The sequence below is a fragment of the Microbacterium terregens genome, from assembly GCF_039534975.1.
In the GTDB taxonomy this organism is placed as follows: Bacteria; Actinomycetota; Actinomycetes; order Actinomycetales; family Microbacteriaceae; genus Microbacterium; species Microbacterium terregens.
Window position 1 is genome coordinate 2218693 of record NZ_BAAAWH010000001.1, and the last position, 14656, is coordinate 2233348.

18 protein-coding genes are annotated in these 14656 nt (G+C 68.5%); 3 read left to right on the forward strand and 15 right to left on the reverse strand.

Annotated features, from left to right (window positions below; translation table 11 throughout):
• Positions 1–43: 43 nt before the first annotated feature.
• From ABD655_RS10200 to rpsB, 6 genes are all read right to left on the reverse strand, one after another.
• Positions 44–613, reverse strand: coding sequence for a DivIVA domain-containing protein (locus ABD655_RS10200; protein WP_344715799.1), 570 nt, complete (start codon positions 611–613; stop codon positions 44–46).
• On the reverse strand, positions 613–1659 hold the full coding sequence (locus ABD655_RS10205; RefSeq protein ID WP_344713698.1) for a phosphatidate cytidylyltransferase: 1047 nt from the start codon (positions 1657–1659) through the stop codon (positions 613–615). Before ABD655_RS10205 ends, ABD655_RS10200 begins: the two co-directional genes overlap by 1 nt.
• A 7-nt stretch (positions 1660–1666) precedes the next feature.
• On the reverse strand, positions 1667–2221 hold the full coding sequence (frr, locus tag ABD655_RS10210) for a ribosome recycling factor (RefSeq protein ID WP_344713700.1): 555 nt from the start codon (positions 2219–2221) through the stop codon (positions 1667–1669).
• Positions 2222–2272: 51 nt separating this feature from the next.
• Entirely contained in the window at positions 2273–2992 is a 720-nt protein-coding gene (gene pyrH, locus ABD655_RS10215; RefSeq protein WP_344713702.1) for a UMP kinase, read from the reverse strand.
• A gap of 111 nt (positions 2993–3103) precedes the next feature.
• On the reverse strand, positions 3104–3931 hold the full coding sequence (tsf, locus tag ABD655_RS10220) for a translation elongation factor Ts (protein ID WP_344713703.1): 828 nt from the start codon (positions 3929–3931) through the stop codon (positions 3104–3106).
• Positions 3932–4071: 140 nt separating this feature from the next.
• A complete protein-coding gene (gene rpsB / locus ABD655_RS10225) occupies positions 4072–5055 on the reverse strand; it encodes a 30S ribosomal protein S2 (protein WP_344713705.1) in 984 nt (327 codons plus the stop codon).
• A 329-nt stretch (positions 5056–5384) separates the two neighbouring features.
• Between rpsB and ABD655_RS10230 the strand changes: the two genes are divergently transcribed.
• Positions 5385–5960, forward strand: a complete 576-nt coding sequence (locus tag ABD655_RS10230; protein WP_344713707.1) for a murein hydrolase activator EnvC family protein — start codon at positions 5385–5387, stop codon at positions 5958–5960.
• Positions 5961–5991: 31 nt separating this feature from the next.
• Here the strand turns inward: ABD655_RS10230 and ABD655_RS10235 are convergent, their stop codons facing one another.
• Genes ABD655_RS10235 through ABD655_RS10250 form a run of 4 tightly spaced genes read right to left on the reverse strand, consistent with a single transcriptional unit; the run spans position 5992 to position 10062 of the window.
• On the reverse strand, positions 5992–6900 hold the full coding sequence (locus ABD655_RS10235) for a tyrosine recombinase XerC (protein WP_344713709.1): 909 nt from the start codon (positions 6898–6900) through the stop codon (positions 5992–5994).
• Between the two features lie 50 nt (positions 6901–6950).
• On the reverse strand, positions 6951–8177 hold the full coding sequence (gene dprA / locus ABD655_RS10240) for a DNA-processing protein DprA (RefSeq protein WP_344713710.1): 1227 nt from the start codon (positions 8175–8177) through the stop codon (positions 6951–6953).
• A complete protein-coding gene (locus ABD655_RS10245) occupies positions 8174–9703 on the reverse strand; it encodes a YifB family Mg chelatase-like AAA ATPase (RefSeq protein ID WP_344713711.1) in 1530 nt (509 codons plus the stop codon). The genes dprA and ABD655_RS10245 overlap by 4 nt, the downstream gene beginning before the upstream one ends.
• Positions 9700–10062 carry a YraN family protein gene (locus tag ABD655_RS10250; protein ID WP_344713713.1) on the reverse strand — a complete coding sequence of 121 codons (363 nt, stop codon included), beginning with the start codon at positions 10060–10062 and terminating at the stop codon, positions 9700–9702. Before ABD655_RS10250 ends, ABD655_RS10245 begins: the two co-directional genes overlap by 4 nt.
• A 245-nt stretch (positions 10063–10307) precedes the next feature.
• Between ABD655_RS10250 and ABD655_RS10255 the strand changes: the two genes are divergently transcribed.
• Positions 10308–10631: a DUF2469 family protein gene (locus ABD655_RS10255; RefSeq protein ID WP_257502062.1), complete on the forward strand. Its 324-nt coding sequence runs from the start codon at positions 10308–10310 to the stop codon at positions 10629–10631.
• Between the two features lie 9 nt (positions 10632–10640).
• On the opposite strand, the gene ABD655_RS10260 is transcribed toward ABD655_RS10255, so the two are convergent.
• The 4 genes from ABD655_RS10260 to ABD655_RS10275 form a co-directional block, all read right to left on the reverse strand.
• Positions 10641–11300 (reverse strand): ribonuclease HII, encoded by a 660-nt coding sequence (locus ABD655_RS10260; protein ID WP_344713717.1) that lies wholly within the window; start codon positions 11298–11300, stop codon positions 10641–10643.
• Position 11301: 1 nt separating this feature from the next.
• Positions 11302–12114 carry a signal peptidase I gene (lepB, locus tag ABD655_RS10265; RefSeq protein ID WP_344713718.1) on the reverse strand — a complete coding sequence of 271 codons (813 nt, stop codon included), beginning with the start codon at positions 12112–12114 and terminating at the stop codon, positions 11302–11304.
• Between the two features lie 154 nt (positions 12115–12268).
• Positions 12269–12616 carry a 50S ribosomal protein L19 gene (gene rplS, locus ABD655_RS10270; RefSeq protein WP_344713720.1) on the reverse strand — a complete coding sequence of 116 codons (348 nt, stop codon included), beginning with the start codon at positions 12614–12616 and terminating at the stop codon, positions 12269–12271.
• A gap of 171 nt (positions 12617–12787) precedes the next feature.
• Complete coding sequence (locus ABD655_RS10275; protein ID WP_344713721.1) at positions 12788–13276, reverse strand: MFS transporter permease; 489 nt, start codon at positions 13274–13276, stop codon at positions 12788–12790.
• 124 nt (positions 13277–13400) lie between these two features.
• Between ABD655_RS10275 and map the strand changes: the two genes are divergently transcribed.
• On the forward strand, positions 13401–14183 hold the full coding sequence (map, locus tag ABD655_RS10280; protein ID WP_344713723.1) for a type I methionyl aminopeptidase: 783 nt from the start codon (positions 13401–13403) through the stop codon (positions 14181–14183).
• 70 nt (positions 14184–14253) lie between these two features.
• On the opposite strand, the gene ABD655_RS10285 is transcribed toward map, so the two are convergent.
• Positions 14254–14649, reverse strand: a complete 396-nt coding sequence (locus tag ABD655_RS10285; protein WP_344713725.1) for a hypothetical protein — start codon at positions 14647–14649, stop codon at positions 14254–14256.
• Between the last annotated feature and the right edge of the window lie 7 nt (positions 14650–14656).

Below are 14656 nucleotides of genomic sequence, written 5' to 3' on the forward strand. Positions count from 1 at the left end.
CCCAGCAGACCCTGAGCGTGTCATCCGGAGGGCTCTTGCGAGGTCACGCGACGGCGAGGATGACTTCGATCACAGCATCCAGAACGGCGTCCACCTGCACTTCGCGGTATCCCCCGCGCTGCATGCGGAACGCGACCCCACGCACCTGCTCGACCGACAGGGATTCGCCGGTCTCGAGGTAGCGGGCGAGCTTGTCGGCGACGAGATCCACTTCGTCGATGCGGTATCCATAGCGAAGTCCGCCGACGCGGTCGAAGCGTCGTCCTTTCGGGCGCGACAGACGATCCAGCACCACTTGCGCCGTCTCCCGGGTCAGTCCCACCCAGGCGTGCACGCCCCCGTCAGCCACCGCTGCCTCGCGCTCCCGGGCCGCAAAGGCATCCTCGATGCGGCCGAGCGCCGCGTCGACCGCTGAGATCACGTAGCCGTGCCGCACGATCGGGAACGCGACCTGGCGCACGTCGGCCGAGGTCATCCCGTCGGGCCCCGCGCCGAGCTCCTCGAATGCGTGCCGAGCACGTAGGAGGAATGCGTCCACGGCGCGCTTTTCGTAGCCCTTCACCGACCCGTGGGTCTCGGCGAAGGTGATCGTGGGAGTTTCCGATGTCGTCATCATGCCGCCAAAGGAGAGAACAGGTAGAAGAGGGCGAGCGCCCCCACCACCGACGGGAGGATCGAATCCAGCCGGTCGAGGACTCCCCCGTGGCCGGGCAGCCAGGAACTCATGTCCTTGATGCCGAGGTCGCGCTTGATCATCGACTCGCCGAGGTCGCCCGCCGTAGCGGTTCCCAGGATCACCGCGCCGATCACCAGACCCGTCCACCAGGGCAGCCCGAGCATGAACAGAGCGAGCAGGACGCCTGCCACCAGTGCCGCCAGCGCTGCGCCGGCGAAACCCTCCCAGGTCTTCTTCGGACTGATCCGCGGAGCCATCGGATGCTTGCCGAACGCAACGCCCGCAGCGTACGCGCCGGTATCGGATGCGACGGCGATGATGATGAACGCCAGCACCCACCACTCGCCGCCTTCCTGCCGGAGGAGGATCAGGCACAGGCTGGTCAGGAACGCGACGTACAGCTGCAGGAATCCAGCGATGAGGACATCGCTGAGCACGGCGCCGTACGTCCGTCCGTCTCTGGCGAACATCTGGGCCAGCAGCCGCCAGACGATCACGAGAGCCACCGCGACGAAGGCCGCGATCCAGTGCAGCCACAGATCCACGAAGTAGCCGGACAGCACGAGCACGGCGCCGATGAGAAGCTGAGGGATCAGATCGACCCGGCGCCCCGCGCCGATGAGGGCGCGCCCGAACTCGAACATGCCCAGCATGCCGGCCGCGAGTGCGAACAGCACGAAGACCCACTTGAGGAAGATCAGCGACGCGATCAGGACGGCACCGATCGCCAGACCGATCAGGATCGCGACGATCAGGTCGCGACCGGTGCGCTGTTTGATCCGCTCGTTCGCTTCTTCGAACTCCGCACGGGCTTGAGCGACTTGGTTCTCGAACTCGTTGCGAGCCGCGCGGACGTGCGACTGGAACGCCGGATTGGCGGCGTTGGCGGAGGATCTTCGGTGCTGGCGAGCGGCATCCCGCCTCGTCAGCGGCGCGTCCGTGGGCGGCTCGTTGCCCGGCTGCTCGCGGGATGCGTCGGTCATCGTGGACTCAGATCTCGAGGAGCTCGGTCTCTTTGCGCTTGAGCGCGTCGTCGATCGCGTCGACGTGGGCGCGCGTCAGCGCGTCGAGTTCTTTCTCAGCGCGGGCCAGCTCGTCTTCACCGATATCGCTCTTGAGGGCGTCCAGGTCGTCCTTGGACTTGCGCCGGATGCCGCGGACGTGCACCTTGGCGTCCTCGGCCTTCGCGCGCACGACCTTGACGAATTCGCGGCGGCGCTCCTCGGTCAGCTCGGGCAAGGTGACCCGGACGATGGTGCCGTCATTGGTCGGGTTCGCGCCGAGGTTCGGCATCTCCCGAATGGCCTGTTCGATCGCCTTCAGTGCCGTCTTGTCGTACGGCGTGACCAGGATGGTGCGTGCCTCGGGATTGTTCAGCGAGGCGAGCTGCGCCAGCGGCGTCGGAGTTCCGTAGTAGTCGACGAGGATCTTTTGGAACAGCTGCGGGTTGGCACGGCCGGTGCGCACCGTCGCGAAGTCGTCCTTCGCACCTTCTACGGCGCGATCCATGCGCGTGCCGGCCTCGGCCAAGACGTCGGCGATCACAGTGACTCCTATCGGTTGATCTGAGGGCTAAGTCTAGTCGTGGGCGCTAGGTCACGCCGTGACGAGGGTGCCGATAGGGTCACCCAACAGCGCCCTGGTGACATTGCCCGCCGGCTCCATTCCGAACACGCGCATGTCCATGCGGTTGTCCATGCACAGGCTGAAGGCCGTCGAGTCGACGACCTTGAGTCCGCGCTGCAGGGCATCGAGGTACGTGATCCGGTCGATCAGGGTCGCGTCCGGGTCCTTGTTCGGGTCTGCCGTGTAGACGCCGTCCACGCCGTTCTTTGCGACCAGGACCTCGGACGCCCCGATCTCGAGGGCGCGCTGCGCGGCGACGGTGTCGGTCGAGAAGTACGGAAGCCCCGCGCCGGCGCCGAAGATGACGACCCGGCCCTTCTCCATGTGCCGCTCGGCCCGACGGGGGATGTAGGGCTCGGCGACCTGCGTCATCGATATCGCAGACTGCACTCGCGTGGCCGCGCCGGCCTGCTCGAGGAAGTCCTGCAGCGCGAGCGCGTTCATCACGGTCCCGAGCATCCCCATGTAGTCGGCGCGTCCCCGGTCCATTCCGCGCTGGCTGAGTTCGGCACCGCGGAAGAAGTTGCCGCCGCCCACGACGACGGCGATCTCCACCCGGTCCACCGCCGCGGCGATCTCGCGGGCCATCTGGCTGACGACATCGGGGTTCACACCCAGCTGGCCGCCGCCGAAGGCCTCACCGGAGAGCTTCAGCAGGACGCGCCGGGTTCCGGTCGCTTCATCGATCACGTGTCATCCTCTCGTCGCGTACAGAAAACCATCTAAAGGGCATCGCGGGGAATTGCCCGTCGATGGCGTGAAAAAGGCCCGCATCGAAGTGATGCGGGCCTTTTCACGGTGCTAAGCGCCGACCTTGAAGCGGGCGAAGCCCGTCAGGGTCAGACCGGCGTCCTTGGCCACCTGCGCCACGGACTGCTTGTTGTCCTTGGCGTAGTCCTGGTCCAGGAGCGAGACCTGCTTGAAGAACGCGTTCACGCGGCCTTCGACGATCTTCGGAAGGGCGGCCTCGGGCTTGCCCTCGTTGCGGGAGATCTCGGTGACGATCTCACGCTCCTTCTCGACGTCGGCCGCGGGGACCTCGTCGCGCGAGAGGTAGGACGGGTTCGCGAACGAGATGTGCTGCGCGAGGCTGCGAGCGGTCTCAGCGTCATCGCCCGAGTAGGCCAGGACGACGCCGACCTGCGGGGGCAGGTCCTTGCTGGTCTTGTGCAGGTACACCTCGAACTTGTCACCCGAGAGGGTGCGAACGCGGCGAAGCTCGACCTTCTCGCCGATGATCGCGGCCTCGTCGGCGATGAGCTGCTCGACGGTCTGGTTTCCGGCGGGGGCTGCGAGAGCAGCCTCGACGGAATCGGCGCCGACAGCGGCTGCGGCATCCGCCACCTTGTCCGCCAGCGTGATGAAGCGCTCGTTCTTGGCGACGAAGTCGGTCTCGCACGCGAGTTCGACCAGGGTGACCTTGCCACCCTGCTCGCGGGCGACCACGAGGCCTTCGCTGGTGGAGCGGTCCGCGCGCTTGGCATTGCCCTTCGCGCCCTTCAGACGCAGGATCTCGACGGCCTTCTCGACGTCGCCGTCGGCCTCTTCGAGCGCCTTCTTGGTGTCGACCATGCCGGTTCCGAGCTGCTCGCGCAGCGCCTTGATGTCGGCGATCGTGAAGTTTGCCATCGGTAGTGGCTCCTTGATTGTGATGAGTTCGTGTGAGTGCAAGGGCGGACCGTGTGAAACGGCTTCCACCGAGAGTGTTGCAGACCGGGGCGAGCCTGAGCTCACCACCGGCCTGCAGCGCAGTGCTGGCGGTTCAGTGCCTACTTGGCGTCTTCGGCTTCTGCGGCTTCGACGTCGGCCACGGGCTCGCCGGCGGCGTCCGCGATGGCCTCGTCGTGAGCCTCGGCACCGGCGACGTCATCGGCCGACTCGGTTGCCGCTTCGACCTCGGCTGCCTGCTCGTCGACGACCAGCTCGGAAGCCTCGGCTTCGGCCAGCGCGACGTCGGCGACCTTCTCGGTCTCGGCGGAGGACTGCTCGGGCGTGCTCTGCTCGAGCAGCTCGCGCTCCCAGTCGGTGAGGGGCTCTGCGGCCTCTGCAGCGTCGGAGGGCTGGTGGCGCTGGATGAGGCCCTCGGCGGCGGCGTCGGCGATGATGCGGGTGAGCAGGCCCACCGAGCGGATCGCGTCGTCGTTACCGGGGATCGGGTACTGGAGCTCGTCCGGGTCGGCGTTCGTGTCCAGGATGCCGATGATCGGGATGCCGAGCTTCGTGGCCTCGTTTACCGCGAGGTGCTCGCGCTTGGCGTCGACGACCCAGATGGCAGACGGCGTCTTGGACATGTTCCGGATGCCGCCGAGCGACTTGTGCAGCTTGGTGAGCTCGCGCTTCTTCAGCAGCAGCTCCTTCTTGGTGAAGCCGCTGTCAGCCGGGTTCTCGTAGTCGAGCTCCTCGAGCTCCTTCATGCGCGCGAGACGCTTGGAGACCGTCTGGAAGTTGGTGAGGAGGCCGCCCAGCCAGCGCTGGTTCACGTACGGCTGGCCGACGCGGGTCGCCTGCTCGGCGATGATCTCCTGCGCCTGCTTCTTGGTTCCGACGAAGAGGACGGTGCCGCCGTGGGCGACGGTCTCCTTGACGAACTCGTACGCCTTGTCGATGTACGTCAGCGACTGCTGCAGGTCGATGATGTGGATGCCGCTGCGCTCGGTGAGAATGAAGCGCTTGACTTTCGGGTTCCACCGGCGGGTCTGGTGTCCGAAATGGACGCCGCTGTCGAGCAGCTGGCGAATGGTGACGACGGCCATAGCCGTTCTCCTGTTCTCGACGCAGGAATGCGCCGTTTGCGGTTGTGTTTCGCCGGACCGAGTGGTCGGCGCGCCTGGTGCCCGGCACACGCCCACTCCGGTGCGATGTCGCTTTCGAGAAATCGCCCCATGAGACCGGTGGGAGTGGATGCCGCGCTGCCACGAACCTGCGTTCGTGTTCGCGCTCTGGGCACGCGTATTCACCCCGCGAGCGAGGTGTCGTTCCAGTGTACCAGGCGGGTCTCCTCCCCAGCTGCTCGGGCGCCGGCTCTCTCCCCCGTCCGCGGCGATCTGCGCAGACGCGCCCCGTGAGTCGCCACGCTGGGCTGATGCCCGTCCCTCGCACACCCGCTGCCCGCACCGTCGTTCGGCGGCGACTGAGCGGATGGCTGGCGATCTGGACGGCGACGGTCGTCTTGTCGGCAACCGGCCTGACCCCACCGGCCGCCGCGGTCTCGAGAGCGATCGAGGCGTCGCCGGCGGTGGATCTGTCAACGCTGGGCTGGGTGTGGCCGGCAGCGCGGTTCCGGCTGGTACGGCCGTTCGTCGCACCCGCGCACGAATACGCCCCGGGGCACCGCGGGATCGATCTCGAACCCACTGGCGGCTCTGCCGTGCGCGCGCCGGCCGACGGTGTCGTGGCGTTCTCGGGAAGCGTCGCCGGCCGCGGCATCCTGACGATCGATCACGGCGGAGGACTCATCACGACCCTCGAACCGGTCGAGTCCGCGCTCGAACCGGGAACTCCCGTGCGGAGAGGCGAGGACGTGGCGGCCCTCGCGGTCGGCGGTCACGCGCTGCCGGGGACCCTGCACTTCGGGGTGCGGTCGGACGGCGCGTACGTCAACCCGATGCTGCTGTTGGGAGGGGTTCCGCGCGCGGTGCTGCTCCCCTGCTGCGACTGACGGGGTGGATCCAGCCTGTTCGGCGCGTGGATCAGGCCCGCGGATGCGCGAGTCGATAGGTCGCGGCCAGTCTCTCGGATGACACATGGGTGTAGATCTGAGTGGTGCCGAGACTGGCGTGCCCGAGAAGCTCCTGCACCGCCCGCAGGTCCGCTCCGCCGTCCAACAGGTGAGTCGCCGCGGAGTGCCGCAGCGCGTGGGGGCCGACCGTTGAGGTGCCCAGCACCCGACCGAGCTCGCGAGCGACGACGTCGTACACGGCCCGCGGTGTGATGCGTCCCCCTCGGGTGCCGCGGAACAGCGCCGGCCCCTCCTCTCCGGACGGAGCGGCGCGGGCCAGAACAGGGCGCCCGCGCGCGAGGTAGGCCTCCAGCGCTCGTCGTGCGGGCACTCCGAACGGGACGACGCGCTCTTTCGATCCTTTTCCGAATACCCGCACGGTCGCCCGCTCGAGGTCCACGTCGTCGACGTCGAGCCCGGTCAGCTCCGACACGCGCAGCGCCGACCCGTAGAGGACCTCGAGCATGGCGTGATCACGCAGATCGGTCGGCTCACCGTGACCCGCGCGGCCGGCGAGGTCATCGAGCATGCCCCGCACACCCTCGGCTGTTGCGACCTTCGGCAGCGTGCGGCCGCGTTTGGGCGCGACCAGTCGCAGGCTCGGGTCGAAGGTGATCAGCCCGTCCTCGGTCGCCCATCCGAAGAAGCCGCGCGCTGCGGCGGTCCGCCGCGCCAGCGTGGACCGCGCGTCGCCGCGTTGCGTCGCCTTCCAGAGCCACTCACGCAGCGCCTCCAGGTCGACATCGGCCACGTCGGCGCCCGGCATCGTGCGGGACAGATCGCGCAGGTCTGCCCGATACGCGCGTACGGTCGCTGGCGACAGCCGGCGCACCCGAGCGAGATGACTCGCGTACGCGTCCGCCGCAGTATCCAACTCCATCGCTCCAGCATGCCCTCGCCCGGTCGTTGACCGACGACGGCGCACGGCACTCAGCCCACCTGCTGCGCCGGTCGCGTTCGCCGCCACCCACTCTCGCCTCGTACGACGGTGCCCTCCAACGAGAGGAGTCCGAGCAGTGCGGCGACCTCGGCGGGGGCCAGCCCCGAACGGCGGGCGATCTCGGTCGTCTCGCGCCACGCTCGAAAGCTCATGGCGTCGGCGATGCGGGTCAGATCGTCGGTGTGCTCGTCACCGCTCGCCGAGGATGCCAGATCGAACAAGGTCGGGTGGGGACCGCCGAGCAGTTCGATGACCTCGTCGGCGTTGGTGATGCATCGCCCGTCGAACTCCCGAAGGATTCGGTGACAGCCCGCCGAGGCCGCGCTGGTCACCGGGCCGGGCACGGCGCCGAGGGGTCGCCCGAGCGCGGCGGCGTGTGCGGCCGTGTTGAGCGACCCGCTCCGCCAGCCCGCCTCGACCACCACCGTCGCATCCGCCAGTGCGGCGATCAGCCGATTCCGCTGCAGGAATCGCCATTTGGTCGGTGCCGAGCCGCACGGCACCTCGCTGAGGACCGCGCCCGATTCGGCGATCTGCCGGATCAGATCCGAGTGCCCGCGCGGGTAGGAGCGATCCGCTCCCCCGGCCAGCAGCGCGACGGTTCGTCCGCCCGCAGAGAGCGCCGCGCGGTGCGCGGCGCCGTCGATTCCGTACGCCGCTCCCGATACGATCGCGACCCCGCGGCCGACGAGGTCGGCGGACAGTTCCATGGCCATGTGCTCGCCGTAGCTGGTCGCCGCGCGCGCTCCGACCAACGCCGCCGAGGGAGTGAGGCCGGTCAGCACGCCGAGGTCGCCACGGACCCACAGCAGGAAGGGCGCGTGATCGCCCAGGTCCGTGAGCGCGGCCGGCCACTGCCGGTGCTCGGGGACGAGCATCGACAGTCCGGAATGCCGGGCGCTTTCCAGGGCGCTCCGCACGGGCTGGGCGAGGAGACGCGGTCGCCACCGGTCTCGCGCTTGCTGCCACTGCGTGGCAGTGATTCCCGCGGCGCGCAGCGCGGCGAGCGGAGCCTTCTCGGCCGATACGGCGGCGAGTGCCTCTTCCGGGCCGAGGGCGGCGACGATGCGCCCTGCCACGCCATCGCCGGGCTCGGCCAGGCAGCTCCAGGTGTGGCGGGCGAACAACCGCCGTGCGGCCTCGTCGTCCGGCTCGCCCTGCCCGAGGCCGATCAGCAGCGTCCGAGCCACGTGCGGGGATGGCAGGAAGTCCGTCATGTCGTAATGCCCTTCTTCATGAACAGAGCGCGACCGATGTCGTGGACGGTCGGGCTCGCGCGGCCGGCGAGGTCAGCGAGCGTCCAGGCCACGCGCAGCACGCGGTCATAGCCGCGCAGGGTCAGCGAACCGCGGGACAGCGCGACGTCGATCGGGCGGCGTACCACCGGGGTGAGCGCCCGAGGTCCCTCGCGGAGCCAGGGACCGGACACACGGGCGTTGAGACGCCAGGCAGTGTCACGCAGCCGGTGAGCGGCACGTTCCCGCGCTTCGGCGACACGAGCTGCGGCGGCATCCGTGGTCACCGTGTCGACAGCCGACGCCGTCGTGTGCGCGACCGAGACCCTGGTGAGGGCGAGCTCGATGTCGACGCGGTCGAGCAGCGGCCCGGAGAGCCTGCCCAGGTAGCGGCGGATGGCCATCGGCGGGCACACGCAGTTCGCCCCGCGCACGCCGTAGTTGCCGCAGGGGCAGGGGTTCGTCGCGAGGATCAGCTGGAACGATGCTGGAAAGGATGCGGCGACCCCGGCGCGATGGATCGTGATCTTCCCGTCCTCCAGCGGCTGACGCAGCGCGTCCAGCACGCTGGGCGCGAACTCGCCCACCTCGTCCAGGAACAGCACCCCGTGGGTGGCGCGCGCGATCGCTCCGGGTCGCACGACACGTGACCCGCCACCGACCAGCGCCGCAATGCTCGCGCTGTGGTGAGGCGACTCCAGCGGGGGCCGACGCACGAGTGCACCCACGGAGTCGCCCGAGAGCGAACGGATCGCGGCCACTTCGAGCGCGGCAGCGTCATCGAGCGCGGGAAGGATGCCGGGAAGCCGGCTGGCCAGCATCGTCTTGCCCGCCCCCGGCGGACCGCTCATCAGCATGTGGTGTCCACCCGCCGCGGCCGCGATCAGCGCCTCGACCGCTTCCCGCTGACCGATCACCTCGGCCAGTTCGGCCGCGTTGCGCGGTTCGCCGACGGCGGCAGGGGCGGGGACCGGTTCGAGCGGACGATCTTCGACGTCGGCGCCGTGCCGGCGGGCGACGTCGGCGAGAGAGATCGCGCCGAACACTTCGATACCCTCCACGAGCGCGGCTTCGGATGCGTTCGCGTGCGGCACGATGACGCGGCGGATCCCTTCGCGGGCGGCCGTCATCACGGCGGGCAGCACCCCGGGAACGGGACGGAGACGCCCGTCGAGTCCGAGCTCGCCGATGTGCACGGTCTGCGCGATCGAGGCGGCATCCATTCGTCCGTCCGTGGCAAGCGATGCGATCGCGATCGCCACATCGAACGACGAGCCGTGCTTGGGCAGGCTCGCCGGCGAGAGGTTGACGGTCAGACGTCGGCGTGGCAGTTCGAGGCCGCAGTTCGCGCTGGCGTTGTGCACGCGCTGCACCGCCTCGGCCAGCGCCTTGTCGGGCAGACCGATGATGCGGAACTCCGGTGTCTGGTTCGAAAGGTCCGCCTCCACCTCCACGAGCGCACCGTCCAGCCCGGTCAGGGCGACCGCCCACGTGCGTGCCGTGGTCATCGGAGGTCCTGAAGATGCTCGAGCCTGGCGGTCTGCGGATCGGGCCCGGTGATCGCGATCGCATCCAGGCGAAGCCGGCGCCCTTGCGCCTGATCCGGGTGCGCGGCGATCCACGCCACGGCGAGGCGCCAGAGGCGATGCTGCTTGCGGCCATCGACCGCCTCGAAAGGGTGGCCGAACCCGTCGCCGCTGCGGGTCTTCACCTCCACGACCACCAGTTCACCGGGGCGGGCGATGACGAGGTCGATCTCGCCGTCGCGGATCCGCCAGTTGCGGTCCAGCACGGTGTACCCGCACGTCTCCAGGTACCGCGCCGCGCGCTCCTCGCCCGCGCGCCCGAGAACATCCTTCGCTGCCATGTAGGCATCGTGACGCGCGGGCGTGCGGATGCAGGCGCCGGTCCCCGCCGTGCGGGTACAAGCCGGGGCGGTGTCGGGCTGGGGAGGAGCCGATGAGAGGTGCTGGCACGCCGTGCCGGGAGGAGAATCGGATGCGTGGATCTCGATACGCCGGCTTCGCCGGCTGCTCGATCTGGAGGCGCAGGCGCATCAACGTCAGGCTACGACCGGTGTTGATCCACCTCGCCTCTAGGATGGGAGGCACCATGGATGACGAAGTCTTCGAAGACTATGACCGCGAACTGGAGCTCGCTCTCTATCGCGAGTACCGGGACGTCGTGTCACAGTTCCAGTACGTGATCGAGACCGAGCGCAGGTTCTACCTCGCCAACGAGGTCAATGTCGTGCGCCGCGACACCGAGCACGACTTCTATTTCGAGATCACCATGACCGACGTATGGGTCTGGGACATCTACCGCGCCGACCGGTTCGTCAAGTCGGTTCGTGTGCTCACGTTCAAGGACGTCAACGTCGAAGAGCTCTCGCGCCGAGACTTCCACCTGCCTGAGGAGCTCTCGCTCGACACGTGAGGCGCGCCCTCAGAACAGCGTCGGCTCGCCCAGCAACGCCCACGATGCGCGATGGTGGTGGCTGATGCCGTGGTCTCTGATCGCCTCGCGGTGCTCGGGGCTCGCGTAACCCTTGTTGCGCGCCCAGCTGTAGGCGGGCAACTCGTCGTGCAGCTCGGTCATCAGTGCATCCCGCGCGACCTTGGCGATGACGGATGCCGCGGCCGCACTCGCGCAATCCCGATCGGCCTTGGTGACCGGGCGAATGGTCAGTCCCGTGCCGCCGGCCGGGGTGATGTAGTCGTAGTTGCCGTCCAGGACGACGATCGCGTCTTCGGGCACCACACCGTGCGCGCGCAGGTCGGCCAGTGCTCTCATCGTCGCAAGTCCGAGCGCCCGGATGATGCCGATCTCGTCGATCTCGACGGAGCTGGCCCACCCCACGGCGCTGGCCGACACCCACGACGCCGCGCGCGCGGCGACCTCCGCGCGCCGATGCTCTGGCACCAGCTTGGAGTCGCGCAGTCCTTGCGGGACGCGTTTGCGCGAGCGGGCCGCATCGATCACCACCGCGCCCACCGCGACCGGCCCCGCGAGTGCGCCCCTGCCCACTTCGTCGCACGCGATCAGGATCGCGTGCTCCCTCAGCAGACGGCGTTCGAGAGTCAGACGGGGTTCGACCGGGCTCATGTCACGGCAGCGGGTTCTCGGTGGGCTCTGGGGTGGGGACCTCGGCCTTGTCGTCGGACGCCTCGGGGATCCCGGCGAACACTTCGGGATGAAAGTCCAGCATCCCGAATCGGTCGAAGGGCCACGTGGTCAGGAACGCGCGGCCGACGACGTTGTCGACCGGGACGAATCCTTCGCCGGGCTGGTCCTGGTTGTAGCGCGAGTCTTTGGAGGAGTAGCGGTTGTCGCCCAGAACCCAGAGGCGGTTCTCGGGCACGATCACGTCGAAGAGCTGGTCGGAGGCGGGGCTGTCCGGGGTGGGAAGCCGGATGTAGTCGGTCTCATCCAGGGGGACGCCGTTGACCGTGATCTGTCCGATCGCGTTGCAGCATACGACGTGGTCGCCGGAGACCCCGATGATCCGCTTCACAAGATGATCATCGCTGTCGGGCGCGGCCAGACCGACCAGCGACAGCATCCAGTCGACACCCTCGAGGAGGAACGAGCGCTCGGTCTCCGCACGCGGCGGCAGCCAGCCGCCGGGATCGCGGAACACGACGATGTCACCGCGGTCGTAACCGCTGAAGCGCGGCGTGATCTCATCGACCAGGATGCGGTCGTTGACCAGCAGCGTGGACTCCATCGATCCGGAGGGGATGTAGAACGAGCGGACCAGAAAGGTCTTGACCAGGAACGAGACGAGCACCGCCACCAGGACGATGATCAGCACGTCCCGCAGGAACGAGAGCCATCCTCGCCGTCGGTCGCGCGGCTGACTCCGCGCGGCGCGGGAGGTGGGCGTCGGCGCGGCGGCTGCGGTCTGCTCGGTGGTCATAGGGGTCCTTCTTCGGGCGTGCCGCAAGTCGTCGGGCCGCTGCATTCAAGGGTCGCACACTCGGCGGCACGCGTAGATACCCCGGGTGCTTCTCAGCGCGGGGAAAGACGAAATGCCCCAGGCCGAAGCCCGGGGCATTGTCGAAGACGACGCGTCAGTTGTCGCGCTTCTCCTTGATCTTGGCCTTCTTGCCACGAAGGTTGCGCAGGTAGTACAGCTTCGCGCGGCGGACGTCACCGCGGGTGACGATCTCGATGTGATCGATCACCGGGCTGTGCACGGGGAACGTGCGCTCCACGCCGACCTGGAAGCTGATCTTGCGGACCGTGAAGGTCTCGCGCACGCCGTCGCCCTGTCGGCCGATGACGACGCCCTGGAAGACCTGCACACGAGAGCGGTTGCCCTCGGTGATGTTGACGTGCACGCGAATGGTGTCGCCAGCGCCGAAGGCGGGAATGTCGGAACGCAGCGAGGCTGCGTCGACGGAGTCGAGGATCTGCATGATCTTTGCTCTCTGCGGCCGCCACAGGTCGACCGCGGGTACTGGTGGGAAGGATGAGCGTGTCCGAGGCCCTCCGGGCGTGACGCCGGGCGGCCGGTCCCCCTGAGGCAGAACCTGTCAGGACACAAAGGATCATTCTGCCACGGATGCCGCGACCGGCCAAAACGGCCCTCAGACGGTCGGCGGCTTCTCCGTGATCACGATGACGTCGCGCTCGGACGGCGCGGACCGCGGGGTCTGCGCGGGAATGAACCCGATGCCCTCGGTCGTGCGCAGCAGGATGCTCGCCGGTTTCGCCTCGCGCCACAGTTGCGCGAGCTCCAGCCAGAAGAGTGCGAGTCCCACCGCAACCGTCAGGACCAGCACCGGCGCCCACCACGCCTGATTGAAGAAGCCCAGCGCGATCGTCAGCGAATGCCACACCGTGAAGCCCAGAACGTCCCACCACGACACCGCGCGTTCAGCGCGCACCGTGCCGCGCGCTCGGACGAGCAGAGTCAGCAGCAGCTGACCCACGAACACCGAAGGGATCGCGAGGAAGAGCACCCACAGGAACGCCCAGCCACCGGCGTTGAAGACCCCCCACCCCACCAGCAGCCAGAGAGGCAGGAGGAACGCCGCGGGAACCAACCACTTGTAGAACGCGCGCCGAACCCACATACGCCGATGGTACGCCGGTCATTCGCTCTGCACGGCGTGAGCAGGGAGGACGAGGCATCCTCACAGCATGGGCGGGATGGCCCACCTGCAGCGCTGACAGAATGGGTCCGACGGAAGGAACCCGATGATCGAATTGCGCACGCCCACCGAGATCGAGGCGATGCGACCCGCCGGCCGCTTCGTGGCCGAGGTGCTCGCCACGCTGCGCGACGAGACGAAGGTGGGCACGAACCTGCTGGCCCTCGACCGCCGCGCGCACGATCTCATCCGGCGCGCCGGTGCGGTCTCGTGCTATATCGACTACCACCCCTCGTTCGGAGCGAGCCCGTTCGGGAAGGTCATCTGCACCTCGGTCAACGACGCCGTGCTGCACGGGCTGCCGCACGACTACGTGCTGCGGGACGGCGATCTCGTCTCGCTCGACTTCGCCGCATCGGTTGACGGCTGGGTCGCGGATTCGGCCGTCTCCTTCGTCGTCGGCACCGCCCGCGACGAGGACCTCGCCATCATCGACACCACCGAACGGGCTTTGGATGCCGCCATCCATGCCGCGACCGTGGGCCACAGGATCGGGGACATCTCGCACGCGATCGCCGAGGTGGCCCGCTCCGGCGGTTACGAGATCAACACGGACTTCGGCGGTCACGGCGTGGGGCGCATCATGCACGGAGACCCGCACATCCCGAACGACGGCAAGCCCGGGCGCGGTTACCCGCTGCGGTCGGGTCTGGTCGTCGCCCTCGAGCCCTGGCTCCTGGAGACCACCGACGAGCTCATCACCGATCCGGACGGGTGGACGCTGCGCAGCGCGGACGGCTCCCGCGGTTCGCATTCCGAGCACACGATCGCAATCACCGACGACGGCCCCCTCGTGCTGACCGACCGCTCCTGGCTCGGCGTCAGCTGAGATGAGCGTGTCCGCGTTCGGCCACGGAGCGCGAACGTGGAGGAAGCCGAAGGACCGGTGAGCAGGTCGCTCAGGCGGGCATCGCCATCGAGCCGTACCCCAGCGCGATGAAGAAGCTGAGCACGGTCAGCACGATCGTCACCGGCACCATCACGAAGCGCTCGGGCCTGCTGCGCGAAACGGCGTTCATCGCGATCCCGATCAGGAAGTACGCGAACACCACCCACATCGCAACGGTGGCGAAAGCGAGCGGAAGGACGTCGATCGCGTCCAGGCGGCCGTATGCGATGACGACGATGACGGCATAGATGACGATCGCGATCAGGCTCCCGACCCGCAGCCGCGCGGGGAGCACCTCGTGCTGCCCGCCCCACGCGAACCGGCCGAGCGGAGCGCCGAGCGCCAGCGCGAGCTGGAAGATCGCGAGGGCGGCGAGGATCACAGTGAGCGCGAGGGCGAAGGGCACCCCCGAA